We start from the raw sequence: 15,730 nt of genomic DNA on the forward strand, positions 1-15,730 counted from the left end.
CGAAGACCTGTCACGTGGCGGCACACTCGCCCGTCCTGATGCCGCAACGCCCCCGAGCACCTGGCGCCCGGGGGCCCGACATCAGGAGTCCTCATGCGTGTACTCGTCGCCGGAGCCACCGGAGTCATTGGCCGGACCCTCGTCCCGCTGCTCACCTCCGTCGGCCACGACGTGATCTCCCTGTCCCGCACCCCGGGACCCGGCCGTGTCGCCGCCGACGCCCTCGACCGCGGCGCCCTGCACCAGGCGGTCCGCGAGGCCGCTCCCGACGCGGTCGTCAACATGCTCACCGCCATCCCCGCCGAACTCGACCCGCGCCACCTCGCCCGCGACTTCACCCTCACCAACCGGCTGCGCACCGAGGGCACCCGCAACCTCTACGAGGCTGCGCAAGACGCCGGCGCCACGAAGATCGTCGCCCAGGGACTGGCCTACGCCTACGATCCCGCGGGCGACGGACCCGCCAACGAGGACGCCCCGCTGTGGCGGCGGCCCCCGAAGCAGTTCGGGCCGGTGCTCGGCGCGCTGCGGGAGCTGGAGGCCCGCACCGCCGAGGCGGGCGGCACGGTGCTGCGCTTCGGGCACCTTTACGGCCCCGGCACCAGCTACGCCGCCGACGGCTCCTTCACCCGTCAAGTCACTGCGGGAAAGGTCCCGTTGGTCGGCGGCGGCCGCGCGGTGTTCTCCTTCACCCACGCCCACGACGCGGCCACCGCGGTGACCGCCGCCCTCGACCGGCCGGCGACGGGACCGCTCAACATCGTCGACGACACCCCCGTACCCCTGCGCGAGTGGCTGCCCGAGCTGGCGCGCATGCTCGACGCGCCAAGGCCCAAGAAGGCCCCCGCCGTGCTCGCCCGGCTCGCGGTCGGCGGCTGGGGTGTGGCCTTCATGAACGAACTGCGCGGTGCCGACAACGCGCGCGCCGCCCTCGCCCTCGACTGGCGCCCCCGGTATGTCTCCTGGCGTGATGGGTTCGCGGCGGAGTTGACTGATGCGCATGCCGCACGCTGAAGAAGCAGACAGCACAGGGAAGCAGGAGACCGAGCAGTTCGAGACGTACCGTCCCCTGCTGCTCGGGCTCGCCTACCGCCTGCTCGGCAGCATGTGGGACGCCGAGGACGTCGTCCAGGAGGCCTACGTCCGCTGGACGGGCACCGACCACGCCGAGATCCGTGAACCCCGGGCCTTCCTCATCACGGTCGTCTCGCGCCTGGCCCTCGACCAGCTGCGCTCGGCCCGGGTGACCCGCGAGGCGTATACCGGACCCTGGCTGCCCGAACCGGTGGCCACGGGCGCCCTCGGCCCGCTGGACACGGCCGAACTGCGCGACACCGTCGCCTATGCCACCGTGCACCTGATGGAACGCCTGTCCCCGCCGGAACGCGCGGTGTTCGTCCTGCGGGAGGCCTTCGACCTACCCTACGACGAGATCGCCCGCATCCTCGACGTGACCGTGGCCAACTGCCGCCAGCTGCACCACCGCGCGGGGCGCCGACTGGCCTCCGGGCGCGACCGGTTCACGCTCACCGAGAGCGACCACGCCGAACTGCTGAGCCGGTTCCTCCAGGCGGCGCAGAGCGGGGACCTGAGCGGACTCACCGCGCTTCTGACCGAGGACGTCGTCGCCTGGAACGACGGCGGCGGCAAGGTCAGGGCGGCCCTGCGGCCGATCGAGGGCCGCGACCACGTGGTTGCGTTCGTGGCAGGTCTGGTGGCCCGCTATCCGTTCGGCGACTCGCGCCTCGTGGACGTCAACGGCCGGCCCGCCCTCGCGCTGAGCGTCGACGGCATCGACCAGGTCGTGACGATCGACGTGCACGACGGCCGCATCGCCGCCGTCTACGCGATCCTCAACCCGGACAAGCTCGGCCGGGTGACGTAGAGGTGGCCGCTCAGGTGCGGAACGGCCCCATTTTGAGGCCGGGTTCCCCCCGGATGTCCGCCGCGGGAACGCGCTCCTGCGTCGGCAGGCCGAACGGTGCCCTGGCCTTGTCGCCGGTCATTGTCCTTTTCCTCCCGTGGCCGGCGCGAGCCCGGCCGTGGCGCGTGCTTGACCAGACACGATGACGGGCCGAGGATCATCAGTCATGACGCAGGGACAGGGCAGCACGGTTGACGGGGTGCTGCGACGCAGTGCCCGGCGCACCCCGGCGCGCGTCGCGGTCGAGTACCGCGACCGCTCGTGGACGTACGAGGAACTCGACGAGGCCGTCTCCCGCGCGGCGAGCGTGCTGCTCGACCAGGGCCTCGCCCCCGGCGACCGGGTCGGTGCCTACGGCCACAACTCGGATGCCTATCTGATCGGCTTCCTCGCCTGTGCCCGCGCGGGCCTCGTCCACGTGCCGGTCAACCAGAACCTGACCGGCGACGACCTCGCGTACATCGTCGGCCAGTCCGGCAGCTCACTGGTCCTGACCGACCCCGACCTCGCCGGTCGACTCGCCGAAGACGTACGGACGTTGCCCCTGCACGACGCCGACGACTCACTGCTGGCCCGCCTGGATACGGCTCCCGCGTACGACGGGCCCGAGCCGCGCACCGAGGACCTGGTACAGCTGCTGTACACGTCCGGCACCACCGCCCTGCCCAAGGGCGCGATGATGACGCACCGCGCCCTGGTTCACGAGTACCTGAGCGCGATCACCGCGCTCGACCTCAGCGCCGGTGACCGCCCCGTGCACTCCCTTCCGCTCTACCACTCGGCGCAGATGCACGTGTTCCTGCTGCCGTACCTCGCGGTCGGCGCCACGAACATCATTCTCGACGCCCCCGACGGTGACCGGCTCTTCGACCTGATCGAAGCCAGCCGCGTGGACAGCCTGTTCGCCCCGCCCACGGTGTGGATCGGCCTGTCCAACCGCCCCGACTTCACCACCCGCGACCTCGGCGGACTCCGCAAGGCGTACTACGGCGCCTCGATCATGCCGGTGCCCGTCCTGGAGCGCCTGCGCGAGCGGCTGCCGAAGCTCGGCTTCTACAACTGCTTCGGGCAGAGCGAGATCGGCCCCCTGGCCACCGTCCTGGCACCCGAGGAACACAAGGGCCGCATGGACTCCTGCGGCCGCCCCGTCCTCTTCGTCGACGCCCGGGTGGTCGACGAGGACGGCAAGGACGTCCCCGACGGCAGCCCTGGTGAAGTCGTCTACCGCTCCCCGCAGTTGTGCGAGGGCTACTGGGGCAAGGCCGAGGAGACGGCCGCCGCCTTCCGCGACGGCTGGTTCCACTCCGGCGACCTCGCGGTGCGGGACGCGCACGGCTACTACACGATCGTCGACCGTGTGAAGGACGTCATCAACTCCGGTGGCGTACTGGTCGCTTCACGCCAGGTCGAGGACGCCCTGTACACCCACGAGTCCGTCGCCGAGGTCGCCGTGATAGGCCTGCCCGACGACCGCTGGATCGAGGCGGTCACGGCGGTCGTCGTCCCGCGCGGCGAGGTGACGGAGGACGAACTCATCGCCCACGCCCGCGAGAAGCTTGCCCACTTCAAGGCACCGAAGCGGGTGGAGTTCGTGGACGAGCTGCCACGGAACGCGAGCGGGAAGATCCTGAAGCGCGAGCTCAGGGACCGGTTCGCCGACTAGCGCGACCCAGGGCCTGTGCGGCGGCTTCCTGAAGCCGACCTGATCCGCCGGACCGGCTCTAGCGCGAGCGCAGGTCCACGATCCGCCGGATCTTGCCCACCGACCGCTCCAGCGACTCCGGTTCGACGATCTCCACCGCCACCGAGACGCCGATGCCGTCCTTCACGGCCGTCGTGATCGCTCGTGCGGCGGCCTCCCGCACCTCGGGGCCGGCGTCGGGTCGGGCCTCCGCCCGCACGGTGAGCGCGTCGAGACGCCCCTCCCGGGTCAGGCGCAACTGGAAGTGCGGCGCGACACCGGGCGTCCGCAGCACGATCTCCTCGATCTGCGTGGGAAAGAGGTTCACCCCGCGCAGGATCACCATGTCGTCGCTGCGCCCGGTCACCTTCTCCATCCGCCGGAAGACGCGTGCCGTGCCCGGCAGCAGGCGGGTCAGGTCGCGTGTGCGGTAACGGACCACCGGCATCGCCTCCTTGGTGAGGGAGGTGAAGACCAGCTCGCCCTTCTCGCCGTCCGGCAGCACCTCGCCGGTGATCGGGTCGACGACCTCCGGGAAGAAGTGGTCCTCCCAGATGTGCAGCCCGTCCTTCGTCTCCACGCACTCCTGGGCCACACCCGGGCCGATCACCTCGGACAGCCCGTATATGTCGACCGCGTCGATCGCGAACCGCTCCTCGATCTCCTGCCGCATCTGCTCGGTCCACGGCTCGGCACCGAAGACACCCACGCGCAGCGACGTGCCGCGCGGATCGACGCCCTGCCGCTCGAACTCGTCGAGGATCGTGAGCATGTAGGACGGCGTCACCATGATGATCTGCGGCTCGAGGTCCTGGATCAGCTGCACCTGACGGGCCGTCATGCCGCCGGACGCGGGGATGACCGTACAGCCGAGCCGTTCGGCACCGTAGTGTGCGCCGAGCCCACCGGTGAACAGCCCATAGCCGTACGCCACATGCACCTTGTCACCGGGCCGGCCGCCCGCCGCCCGGATGGAGCGGGCCACCATGTCGGCCCACAGGGAAAGGTCGTTGTCCGTGTAGCCGACCACCGTGGGACGTCCGGTGGTTCCGCTGGAGGCGTGGATGCGGCGGATGTGGTCCTGCGGCACGGCGAACATCCCGTACGGGTAGTTCTCGCGCAGGTCCGCCTTCGTGGTGAACGGGAAACGGGCCAGATCGGCCAGGGACCGGCAGTCGTCCGGGCGGACACCGGCCTTGTCGAAGGACTCACGGTAGAAGGGCACGTGCTCGTAGGCATGCCGCAGCGAGGCCCGCAGCCGCTCCAGCTGAAGCTCCCGCAGCGCCTTGGCGTCGAGCCGCTCCCCGGGGTCCAGCAGGTCCGTAGCATCCGCCATGGGGACTTCTCCCTAACCAACCGCATCAATCCGGGCGACCGATCATTCGGTCGACGTGTTCGGGATCAGTAATTCAGGCCACCTCGGCGCAGGCAAGTGGTCTGCCCTCATTTTCTCACCGTGATGTCGCGCAGAAGGGGGCCGTGGACGCAGTGGCGAACGGGCGACGGCGGAGGCGGCGATCACCACGTTCGACCAGGCCACCGGCCATGACTACGGGCCGTACGGCTTCGTCTCCCACGCCGGGTCGCGCACCGTGGAGGAGGTCGCGTGGTCGGCGCGTCGACGCGTACCCGACATCACGCTTCCGGTCTGATCCTCCACGCGCCGGCCAGGTCGGAGGCTCCTCGCCCGAGCGGGCCGTCGACGCGGCCCTGGCCCATCGCCCGATCGCCCTGTGACGTGAGGAACTCCATTGCGGTACCCGGCCGTTGGGCAGGAGGATCGGCGCATGCCGATCTTCACCGCCCCCGACGGGACCGAGCTCGCCTACCACCTTCGCGGTGAGGGCGACCCGCTCGTCGTCCTGCCCGGTGGCCCGATGTGGGCCTCCTCCTACCTCGGTGACCTGGGCGGGCTCGCCGCGCACCGTCGGCTGGTCCTGCTCGATCTGCGCGGCACCGGCGACTCCGCGGTGCCGGCGGATCCGGCGACGTACCGCTGCGACCGCCTGGTGGACGACGTGGAGGCGTTGCGCGCCCATCTGGGCCTGGAACGCATGGACCTGCTCGCGCATTCGGCGGGCGGCAGTCTGGCGATGCTGTACGCCGCCCGGTATCCGCAGCGGGTGGCGCGGCTGGCGCTGGTCACCGCGATTCCCTGGGCGCTGGGGATGCCGGTCACCGCCGAGCACCGCCTGTCAGCGGCGCGGCTGAGGAGCGGCGAGCCGTGGTTCGCCGACGCGTTCCCGATGTTCGAGAAGTGGCTGGAGGGCAAGGCCGAGTTCGACCCGAAGATCGTGCCCTTCTTCTACGGCCGCTGGGACGACGCAGCCGCGGAGCACGACGCGCGCGTCGAGTTCAACGACGACGCCGCCGACGTCTACGGCTCCGACGGCGCCTACGACCCGCCCGCGACCCGCGCCGCACTCGCCCGGTTCACCGCGCCGGTCCTCGTCCTCGCGGGCGGCCTCGACGGAGGCCCCCGCCCCGAGCTGGCCCGCAGCGCCGCCGACGTGTTCCCCGACGCGCAGTTCGCGGTCCAGCCCGGCGCCGGCCACTATCCCTGGGTGGACGACCCCGAGTGGTTCGCCCGCCGTGTCGCCGCGTTCCTGGACGGGGCGGAGGCCGCTCTGCCGTCGGCGGAGTAGGAGTCCGGCGCGCTGCCCCGCCGGTTGGCGTGCCCGGCATGGACACCGCACCCCGCACCGTCAAGGCGAACGGCATCACCCTCGCGTACCGCAGCTGGGGACCCGAGGACGCGCCGCCCGTCCTCCTGCTCCACTCCCGCGGCGCCGACGGAGCGGACTGGACCCCGATCGCCGAGCGGCTTGCGACGGGCGTGCACCCGCGCCGGGTGTACGCCCCCGATCTGCGCGGTCACGGGCGCAGCGACTGGCCGGGCGCCGGCCCCGGACACGTACGCACACAGGCCGGGGTCATACGCGTACGCGACCATGCGCGACGACATTCGCGCATTCCTCACCACCCTCGGCATCGACCGCACGGACGGGCGTGGGCCACTCGCTGGGCGGCGCAGTGGCCTACCTCCTCGCCCAGCAGACGCCGGATCTCGTACGACGGCTCGTGCTCGAGGACGTGCCCGCCGCCGATCCCCCTCGACCCGCCCCGCCCGCCTGCCGAACGGCCCTACGGAGACCTGCCGTTCGACTGAGCGATGATCCGCGCGACCGACGAACAGCGCAATGCGTCCGATCCTGTGTGGTGGGACCACATGAGGCGCATCACCATGCCCACACTGCTGATCGGGGGCGGTCCCGGCAGTTTCATCCCGCAGGACCAGATCTCCGTCCTGGCCGAACTGATCCCTGACGCACGGCTGGTGACCATCGACGCCGGGCATCTGGTGCACGAGACCTGCCCGGAGGAGTTCCTGGGGGTGGTGGAGGCGTTTCTGGCGGAGTGACGCCCGGGTCTGCCGCTCTCAAGGTCTCCTGGGCCCGACAGCGCTTCGACGTCGCCGTAGGAGAACATGACCGGCGACCAGTCCCACAGCGACGACGGTGAGCCCGACGCCACCCACCACCTCGAAGCCGGCGGGTCCGGTGCTGCCGCCCACGCCCGCGTCGACTCCTCGTTGGGGGAGCGCGGTGGAGGAGGCAGGGGTCGGCGTCACAGCGGTCGAGGTCGTGTGGGGCAGGACCTCGCAGGCGATGCCGTCGTTGTCCGCGTCCAGGCGGAAGGGGTCGCTGGGGTCGCGATTGAACTCCGCCTGCGCGTCCTCCTGGAGCGCGAAGTCGCTGCAGTCCAGGTCGGTCTGTGCGTGAGCCACGGCGACCGCCGGCCCGGCGGTCACGAGTACCGCGAGTGCGGCTGTGTACAGCGCGCGTATGTGAATGTCCACGGGGATGGCGTCCCTTCAGGTCCGGTGAAGTCGTTCACCGTCACTGCGACCCTAGGGACGCCGTCCCGATTGAGCGCGTCCTGCTACGCCGTCCGGTGACTCCCGGCCGCTTCAGCCGAGGTCACCCGGACTGCGGCCCGTACGCCGTCATGAACCGGTCCCGGAACTTGTCCATGCTCCACTCGGGCCCGTTCTTGGCGGGCTTGAGGCCCTCCGTCCAGCCCCAGCCGGAGACCTTGTCCAGCACCTTCTTGTCGTGGGCGACGATCGTGATCGGCACGTCCCTGTTGCTGCTGCCCCCCGTGACCGTCGGGACCGGCTGGTGGTCGCCGAGGAAGACGAGGACGGTGTTCTTGTCGCCGTAGCGCTGGACCCACTGGGTCAGACTGTCCACGGAGTACTGGATGGCCTTGCGGTACTCGGTCCGTACGCGCTTCGCGCTCTTCCAGACCTCCGTGGGGTTCGTGCCCTCCTTCTTGATCTTGTAGAAGACCTTGCCGTTCCCGAGGTCCTTCCAGTCGATCATGTGGGCGATGGGGGACCAGGGGTTGTGGCTGGAGGCCAGGATGATCTCCGCCATGATCGGGTCGCGGTTCTTCTTGCCGTGCTCCAGCTTCTGGAAGGCCTCCAGGCTGAACTGGTCCGGCACCGGCGTCCAGCTGAAGTACGGGCCCTGGTAGCCGAGGTGCGTGGAGTCGTAGATGTGGTCGAGGCCGAAGTACTTGCCCTCGGGCCAGGCCTTGCGCACACCCGGCACGATGCCGACCGTGCGCCAGGCGCCGGTCTTCTGGAAGTAGCGGGTGAGGGTGTCGCGGTTGCTGGTGGTCACGGTCCGGTACCGCTGCTGGTTCTTGATCCACAGGCCGGACAGGAACGTCGAGTGGGCGAGCCAACTGCCGGCGCCCGTCACGGGCGACTTCAGCCAGCCGCTGCGCGCCGCGAAGCCGGCCGACTTGAGCCTGGCGTCGCCCTCCTTGAGCGTCGCGTCGATCTCCGGTGCCATCGAGGGATCGTCGATCGCCACCCGGCCGTAGCTCTCGATGAAGGTGAACATCACGTCCTTGCCGCGCAGCCCGGTCAGCAGCTGGTCCTTCGGGGTGCCGGCGAAGGCGTCGACGGCCATCTCCTTCTTGAAGACGTCGGCGTCACCGAGGCCGTCGCGGACGTACTGCACACGGTTGGAGAGGTACTGGGCGTAGCCCTTGGTGGCGACCGTGACACCGCCGAACTGCACGCCCAGGGTGAAGCAGATGATCCAGACGACACCGAGGACCAGCGTGCTGCGTACGGCCACGGGGCGGTGCCGGGCCAGCACGTCGGCCAGCCGCACCATCGCGAGCGCGCTCAGCACGAGCACGGCGATGACCAGGACGATCACCCCGACCACCGCGAGCAGTTCACCGGAGCGTCCGAACGAGTCCTTCACCCAGTCCGCCCCGTCGCTCAGCAGAACCCAGTCGAAGACCAGGTCGAACGGCCGGGCCAGGGTCTGGCGGAAGCCCATGTCGAGGCACTTCAGGATGGTGGACAGCCCGAGGAACACCCCCAGGACGACGGACGAGATCCGCCGTGCCCGCGACGGCAGTGCGAGCAGGACGGCCGCGAGGAAGATCGCCTCGACCGGGAGGCGGAGGAACGACCGGACGGTGATCCAGTCGAGACGGTTGGGCACGAGGAGCACGGCGAACACCAGCGCACAGGCCAGGACAGTCGTGCCCACCCACACGGCACGTGCGGTGCGGGGGAAACGACGGCGCCAGCCGAACCAGCCGGGGCGGGCAGGGGAGGAGGCGGCGCTGTCCGGGGCGGGTTCGTCGGTGGATGTGGAGGCTGCCGCCGTGTCGGCGGACTCGTCGGTTGGGACGGCGGCGGATTCGTCGCTGGTGGCAGCCGCGCGCTCGATGACGGCCTCGGAGGCCGCCTTCCCGTCCTCCGCCCCGCCGGCCGCCTCCTGCGCCGCGGGGCGTCCGCCCGGCTCGTCCTCCTCCTTCGGCTCTTTCTTCGCCTCAGCGTTCGTCGTCTTCGGCTCGCTCGCCTCGTCCGTCGCGCCGGTCACTTCCTTGTCCGCCGGCTCCACGCCCCCCGAGGCGCCGGGCTCGCTGTCGTTCACCGCGGGAGCGGTCGAGGCCTCCTCGGCTCTGGTCCTGTCCGGTATGTCCGCGTCCGTGTCCGGCAGTTGACGAGGGGGCGTGAGGTGCGACACCCGTGGGTCCTTCCGTGCGAAGCCGCTGATGGCACGGCGGACCGGGCCCGCAGGGCCGGGCCGCCAACCTCGCGTACGGCCCCACGTCACCCTCCGTTCAAACACCCGGGTCAACCGCGCGCAAAGAGTACGCCCGGCCCGCCCCGCCTCGCTGCCCGCGCGGCCGCTTCGCTGGTGAGCGGCCCCTTCGCTACTGATGTGCCGCCACCGCGACTTCCTTGGCCCACCGGTAGTCGGCCTTCCCGCTCGGCGACCGCCGTATGGCCTCCGTGATCACCAGCTGCCGGGGGATCTTGTACCCGGCGAGATGGGTACGGCAGTACGACTGGACGTCCTCCAGCGAGGGCCGCGGCGCGCCTTCGCGCAGTTGCACCACCGCCGCCACGTGGTTGCCCCACTTCGCGTCGGGCACGCCGGCCACCAGCGCGTCGTACACGTCCGGATGGGACTTCAGAGCCTGCTCGACCTCCTCCGGGTACACCTTCTCGCCCCCGGTGTTGATGCACTGCGAGCCCCGGCCGAGGACGGTGACCACGCCCTCCTCGTCGACGGTGGCCATGTCGCCGAGCAGTACCCACCGCCGGCCGTCCTTCTCGAAGAAGGTCTCGGCGGTCTTCTTCGGGTCGTTGTAGTAGCCGAGCGGCACGTGACCGCACTGCGCGACCCGGCCCACCTCACCCACGGCGACCGGCGCACGCGTGGCCGGATCGACCACCTGCGTACGGGAGTTGACGCGGATGCGGAAGCTCTGGCCGGCCCCGGAGTCGGCCGTCGCCGTGCCGTTGAACCCGGATTCGGACGAACCGTAGTTGTTGAGCAGCATCGTGTTCGGAAGCAGCTCCTGGAACTGTCGCCGCACCGTCTCCGACATGACCGCCCCGGAGGACGACACGCTGAACACCGACGAGCAGTCCGTGCCCTTCATGGGACCGTTCAGTGCGTCGATCAGCGGCCGCAGCATCGCGTCACCGACCAGCGACATGCTGGTGACCTTCTCCTTCTCGACGGTCCGCAGCACTTCCTCGGGCACGAACTTCCGGTGGATCACGACCCGTTGACCGAAGTTGAAGCCGATGAAGGAGGTGAGCGTCGAGGTGCCGTGCATCAGCGGGGGAGTGGGGAAGAAGGTGATTCCGCTGCCGCCGGCCGCGACCCGCTCGGCCAGTTCCTCCGGCTTGCTGACCGGCTCACCGGTCGGCGCGCCCCCGCCCAACCCCGAGAAGAACAGGTCCTCCTGACGCCACATCACACCCTTCGGCATCCCGGTGGTGCCGCCGGTGTAGATGATGAACTGGTCGTCGCCCGAGCGTGCGGGAAACCCGCGCTCCGGAGAGCCGTTCGCCTCGGCCTCGGTGAAGGGCACGGCGGAGACGTCCTCCGTCGCCTCGCCCACCCGGACCAGATGCCGAAGCTTCGGACACTGCGGCAGCGCACCCGCCACCCGGTCGCCGAACTCGGTGTCGAAGACCAGGGCCACCAGATCGGCGTCCCGGTACAGATACACCAACTCTTCCTCAACGTAGCGGTAGTTGACGTTGACCGGGACGATCCGCGCCTTGAGGCACGCGAACACCGTCTGCAGGTACTCGATCCCGTTGTAGAGGTGCAGCCCGAGGTGCTCGCCGGGGCGGATCCCGGCGTCGATCAGATGGTGACCGATACGGTTCGCCGCCGCGTCCAGCTCCGCGTACGTCAGACGGCGCTCCGCGCCCGTGCCCGGGTGGTCGATGTGGACCAGGGCCTCGCGTTCCGGCACCACGTCGACGACCGACTCGAACAGGTCGGCAAGGTTGTACTCCACCGCTCCTCCTGACCCCGGCAGCCATGACGAAGCAAGGCGCATCCGTCCGTTCGCCGGTCATCAGAGCAAAGGGCGCGGCAACTGTGAAGGGTCCGCGCGAAGAAATCTGACTGACTGTCAGAAAACCCTTGAAGTGCCCCCTCGCCTACTGCAACCTGTTCTCGTTCCTTGAGAGGGGAGATGGGCAATGGGTGGCACCGAACACCTCACCGTGCAGCGCGAAGGCGCCACACTGGTGCTCACGCTCAACAGGCCGGACGCCAAGAACGCGCTCTCGCTGTCCATGCTCGTCGGTCTGTACGACGGCTGGATCGAGGCCGACGAGGACGACGCGGTCCGCTCGATCGTGCTGACCGGCGCCGGCGGTGTGTTCTGCGCGGGCATGGACCTCAAGGCCCTCGCGGGCAGGGGCATGGAGGGCGAGCACTACCGGGACCGCCTCACAGCGGACCCGGACCTGCACTGGAAGGCGATGCTCCGCCACCACCGCCCCCGCAAGCCGGTCATCGCCGCCGTCGAGGGGCACTGCGTGGCGGGCGGCACGGAGATCCTCCAGGGCACCGACATCAGGGTCGCGGGCGAGTCGGCGACCTTCGGGCTCTTCGAGGTCAAACGCGGCCTGTTCCCGATCGGCGGCTCCACGGTCCGGCTGCAACGCCAGATCCCGAGCACCCACGCGCTGGAGATGCTGCTCACCGGCCGTCCCTACAGCGCCCGCGAGGCCGCCGACGTCGGCCTGATCGGCCATGTCGTCCCCGAAGGCACCGCCCTCGCCAAGGCTTTGGAGATCGCCGAACAGATCAACAAATGCGGCCCGCTCGCCGTGGAGGCCGTCAAGGCGTCGGTCTACGAGACCGCCGAGATGACCGAGACCGACGGCCTCGCCGCCGAACTCAAGCGCGGCTGGCCGATCTTCGACACCGCCGACGCCAAGGAGGGCGCCCGCGCCTTCGCGGAGAAGCGGTCGCCCGTGTACAAGCGCGCGTAGCGCTCGGCCGGTCCGGACGGTGCGGGCCGTGCGTGGCTGGTCGCGCCCGCGCGGCGGAGCCGCACATGTCACAGCCCCGCGCCCCTCCAGGGGCGCGGGCCCCCGGTTCAGTGAGGAGATGCCGTGCCCGAAGTCCTCAAAGCCCCGCTCGCCGTAGAGTTCCCCTTCACTCGCTCCCTCGGCCCCGTCCAGGGCGCCTTCCTCACCGGCCTGCGCGAGCGCGTCGTCCTCGGGGTGCGGACCCGCGACGGCCGCACCCTCGTCCCGCCCGTCGAGTACGACCCCGTCACCGCCGAGGAGATACGCGACCTCGTCGAGGTCGCCCCCACCGGCACGGTCACCACCTGGGCCTGGAACCACGAACCGCGCCGCGGCCAGCCCCTCGACACCCCCTTCGCCTGGGTCCTGGTCCGCCTCGACGGCGCCGACACCGCCCTCCTGCACGCCCTCGACGCCCCCGGACCCGACGCCGTACACACCGGCCTGCGCGTCCGCGTCCGCTGGGCCGAGGAACGCACGGGCGCCATCACGGACATCGCCTGCTTCGAACCGTACGACGGCGAACCGGCCCAACCGGCGGGCCACAGCGGCGAGTTCGCCGACGCGATCACCGGCATCGTCGCCCACGCCCGCCTCGACTACACCTACTCGCCCGGCCGCGCCCAGTCCGCCTACATCCACGCGCTCTCCGACCGGCGGACGGTCGGCGAACGCTGCCCGTCCTGCCGCAAGGTGTACGTCCCGCCGAGGGGCGCGTGCCCCACCTGCGGCGTCGCCACGGCGGAACAGGTCGAGGTGGGTCCGCGCGGCACCGTCACGACGTACTGCATCGTCAACATCAAGGCGAAGAACCTCGACATCGAAGTCCCGTACGTCTACGCCCACATCGCCCTCGACGGCGCCGACCTCGCCCTGCACGGCCGTATCGGAGGCATCCCCTACGACCAGGTGCGGATGGGGCTGCGCGTCGAAGCGGTGTGGACGGAAGGGGCCCGCTATCCCGACCACTACCGGCCCACCGGCGAGCCCGACGCGGAGTACGACACCTACAAGGAGCTCCTGTGACGCGTGAGATCGCAGTCGTCGCCTTCGCCCAGACCGACCACCGGCGCACCACCGACGAGCTCTCCGAGGTCGAGATGCTCATGCCGGTGCTGCACGACGTCCTCGCGCAGACCGGCCTCAAGACCGCCGACATCGGCTTCACCTGCTCCGGCTCCAGCGACTACCTCGCCGGCCGCGCCTTCTCCTTCACCCTCGCCCTCGACGGCGTCGGCGCCTGGCCGCCGATCTCCGAGTCGCACGTCGAGATGGACGGCGCCTGGGCCCTGTACGAGGCATGGACGAAACTCCTCACCGGGGACGCGGACACCGCCCTCGTCTACGCGTACGGCAAGTCCTCACCCGGCTCCGTGCGCGACGTCCTCACCCGGCAACTGGACCCGTACTACGTGGCTCCCCTGTGGCCAGACTCCGTCGCCCTGGCCGCCCTCCAGGCGCAGGCCCTCATCGACGCGGGCGACACGGATGAGCCCGCGCTCGCGGCTGTCGCCTCCCGCAGCCGCGCGGACGCAACCGCCAACTCCCATGCCCAGCTCAGGGGTTCGGTGCCACAAGGGGACTACCTCGTACGCCCTCTCCGCACCGGCGACTGCCCGCCCATCGGCGACGGAGCCGCCGCCGTGATCCTCGCAGCGGGGGAGCGGGCCCGGGAACTGTGCGAGCGGCCCGCCTGGATTCGCGGCATCGACCACCGCATCGAGGCGCACGGCCTCGGCGTCCGCGACCTCACCGACTCGCCCTCCGCGCGCCTGGCCGCCCAGAAGGCCGGCGCCTTCGAACGGCCCGTCGACACCGCCGAGTTGCACGCGCCCTTCACCTCGCAGGAGGTCGTGCTGCGCAAGGCACTCCGGCTCGGCGACGACGTGCGGGTGAACCCGTCCGGCGGCGCCCTCGCCGCCAACCCGATCATGGCCGCCGGGCTCATCCGCCTCGGCGAGGCCGCCGCCGGAATCCACCGCGGCGAGTCCGACCGGGCGCTCGCCCACGCCACCTCCGGCCCGTGCCTGCAACAGAACCTGGTCGCCGTACTCGAAGGGGATCCGCGATGAGCAAGGAGCCCGTGGCCGTCGTAGGCATCGGCCAGACCAAGCACGTGGCGGCGCGGCGGGACGTCTCGATCGCGGGACTTGTCCGGGAGGCGGCCCAACGCGCCCTGGACGACGCCGAATTGACGTGGGCCGACATCGACGCCGTCGTCATCGGCAAGGCGCCCGACTTCTTCGAGGGCGTGATGATGCCCGAGCTGTACCTCGCCGACGCGCTCGGCGCGGTGGGCAAGCCGATGCTGCGGGTGCACACCGCCGGTTCGGTCGGCGGCTCCACCGCCCTCGTCGCCGCGAACCTGGTCGCGGCCCGCGTCCACGGAACCGTGCTGACGCTGGCCTTCGAGAAGCAGTCCGAGTCGAACGCCATGTGGGGCCTGTCCCTACCGATCCCCTTCCAGCAGCCGCTGCTCGCCGGGGCGGGCGGGTTCTTCGCCCCGCACGTGCGCGCGTACATGCGACGCACCGGCGCGCCCGACGGCGTCGGCTCGCTCGTCGCCTACAAGGACCGGCGCAACGCCCTCAAGAACCCCTACGCCCACCTCCACGAGCACGACATCACCCTGGAGAAGGTCCAGGCCTCGCCCATGCTGTGGGACCCGATCCGCTACTCGGAGACCTGCCCGTCCTCCGACGGCGCCTGCGCCATGGTGCTGACCGACCGGGCGGGCGCGGCCCGCGCACCCGGGCCGCCCGCCTGGATGCTGGGCGGCGCGATGCGCAGCGAGCCGACCCTCTTCGCCGGCAAGGACTTCGTCTCGCCCCAGGCCGGCAAGGACTGCGCGGCCGGCGTGTACCGGCAGGCGGGGATCGCCGACCCGCGCCGGGACATCGACGCCGTGGAGATGTACGTGCCGTTCTCCTGGTACGAGCCCATGTGGCTGGAGAACCTCGGCTTCGCGGAGGAGGGCGAGGGCTGGAAACTCACCGAGTCCGGGGTGACCGAGCTTGACGGGGACCTGCCCGTCAACATGTCCGGCGGCGTGCTGTCGACCAATCCCATCGGCGCCTCCGGCATGATCCGCTTCGCGGAGGCGGCACTCCAGGTACGCGGGCAGGCCGGAGAACACCAGGTGGAAGGGGCCCGGCGGGTCCTCGGGCACGCCTACGGCGGCGGATCCCAGTTCTTCTCCATGTGGCTCGTGGGGAGCGAACCTCCGGACTCGTAA

At 70.7% G+C, this 15,730-nt stretch carries 14 protein-coding genes; 10 read left to right on the forward strand and 4 right to left on the reverse strand.

The features are described from left to right. Window positions 1-93 precede the first annotated feature (93 nt). From OG303_RS45790 to OG303_RS45800, 3 genes are all read left to right on the forward strand, one after another. Window positions 94-1,014 (forward strand): NAD-dependent epimerase/dehydratase family protein, encoded by a 921-nt coding sequence (locus tag OG303_RS45790; protein ID WP_405875959.1) that lies wholly within the window; start codon window positions 94-96, stop codon window positions 1,012-1,014. Further along, window positions 1,001-1,885, forward strand: a complete 885-nt coding sequence (locus OG303_RS45795) for an RNA polymerase sigma-70 factor (protein ID WP_405875960.1) — start codon at window positions 1,001-1,003, stop codon at window positions 1,883-1,885. Before OG303_RS45790 ends, OG303_RS45795 begins: the two co-directional genes overlap by 14 nt. 205 nt (window positions 1,886-2,090) lie before the next feature. Beyond that, window positions 2,091-3,587 carry an acyl-CoA synthetase gene (locus tag OG303_RS45800; protein WP_405875961.1) on the forward strand — a complete coding sequence of 499 codons (1,497 nt, stop codon included), beginning with the start codon at window positions 2,091-2,093 and terminating at the stop codon, window positions 3,585-3,587. 58 nt (window positions 3,588-3,645) lie between these two features. On the opposite strand, the gene paaK is transcribed toward OG303_RS45800, so the two are convergent. Next, window positions 3,646-4,941, reverse strand: a complete 1,296-nt coding sequence (gene paaK / locus OG303_RS45805; protein WP_405875962.1) for a phenylacetate--CoA ligase PaaK — start codon at window positions 4,939-4,941, stop codon at window positions 3,646-3,648. Between the two features lie 451 nt (window positions 4,942-5,392). Between paaK and OG303_RS45810 the strand changes: the two genes are divergently transcribed. Genes OG303_RS45810 through OG303_RS45820 form a run of 3 tightly spaced genes read left to right on the forward strand, consistent with a single transcriptional unit; the run spans window position 5,393 to window position 7,026 of the window. Beyond that, window positions 5,393-6,250 (forward strand): alpha/beta fold hydrolase, encoded by an 858-nt coding sequence (locus tag OG303_RS45810; RefSeq protein ID WP_405875963.1) that lies wholly within the window; start codon window positions 5,393-5,395, stop codon window positions 6,248-6,250. 38 nt (window positions 6,251-6,288) lie between these two features. Next, window positions 6,289-6,774 carry an alpha/beta fold hydrolase gene (locus tag OG303_RS45815; RefSeq protein WP_405875964.1) on the forward strand — a complete coding sequence of 162 codons (486 nt, stop codon included), beginning with the start codon at window positions 6,289-6,291 and terminating at the stop codon, window positions 6,772-6,774. A gap of 60 nt (window positions 6,775-6,834) precedes the next feature. Continuing rightward, window positions 6,835-7,026, forward strand: coding sequence for an alpha/beta fold hydrolase (locus tag OG303_RS45820; protein ID WP_405875965.1), 192 nt, complete (start codon window positions 6,835-6,837; stop codon window positions 7,024-7,026). 18 nt (window positions 7,027-7,044) lie between these two features. On the opposite strand, the gene OG303_RS45825 is transcribed toward OG303_RS45820, so the two are convergent. The 3 genes from OG303_RS45825 to OG303_RS45835 form a co-directional block, all read right to left on the reverse strand. Then, window positions 7,045-7,464, reverse strand: coding sequence for an excalibur calcium-binding domain-containing protein (locus tag OG303_RS45825; protein ID WP_405875966.1), 420 nt, complete (start codon window positions 7,462-7,464; stop codon window positions 7,045-7,047). 121 nt (window positions 7,465-7,585) lie between these two features. Then, entirely contained in the window at window positions 7,586-9,667 is a 2,082-nt protein-coding gene (locus tag OG303_RS45830; RefSeq protein ID WP_405875967.1) for a sulfatase, read from the reverse strand. 190 nt (window positions 9,668-9,857) lie between these two features. Further along, entirely contained in the window at window positions 9,858-11,468 is a 1,611-nt protein-coding gene (locus OG303_RS45835) for an acyl-CoA synthetase (RefSeq protein WP_405875968.1), read from the reverse strand. Between the two features lie 187 nt (window positions 11,469-11,655). Here OG303_RS45835 and OG303_RS45840 point away from each other — a divergent pair, with 187 nt between their 5' ends. The 4 genes from OG303_RS45840 (at window position 11,656) to OG303_RS45855 (ending at window position 15,730) form a co-directional block, all read left to right on the forward strand. Next, the gene (locus OG303_RS45840; RefSeq protein WP_405875969.1) at window positions 11,656-12,456 is read left to right on the forward strand and encodes a crotonase/enoyl-CoA hydratase family protein; all 801 of its coding nucleotides are present in this window, start codon (window positions 11,656-11,658) and stop codon (window positions 12,454-12,456) included. Window positions 12,457-12,579: 123 nt separating this feature from the next. Beyond that, window positions 12,580-13,521: a Zn-ribbon domain-containing OB-fold protein gene (locus OG303_RS45845; RefSeq protein ID WP_405875970.1), complete on the forward strand. Its 942-nt coding sequence runs from the start codon at window positions 12,580-12,582 to the stop codon at window positions 13,519-13,521. Next, the gene (locus OG303_RS45850; RefSeq protein ID WP_405875971.1) at window positions 13,518-14,567 is read left to right on the forward strand and encodes a thiolase domain-containing protein; all 1,050 of its coding nucleotides are present in this window, start codon (window positions 13,518-13,520) and stop codon (window positions 14,565-14,567) included. The genes OG303_RS45845 and OG303_RS45850 overlap by 4 nt, the downstream gene beginning before the upstream one ends. Next, window positions 14,564-15,730 (forward strand): thiolase domain-containing protein, encoded by a 1,167-nt coding sequence (locus OG303_RS45855; protein WP_405875972.1) that lies wholly within the window; start codon window positions 14,564-14,566, stop codon window positions 15,728-15,730. The genes OG303_RS45850 and OG303_RS45855 overlap by 4 nt, the downstream gene beginning before the upstream one ends.

Origin of the sequence: Streptomyces sp. NBC_00005 (genome assembly GCF_045160215.1) — a bacterium.
Lineage (GTDB): Bacteria > Actinomycetota > Actinomycetes > Streptomycetales > Streptomycetaceae > Streptomyces.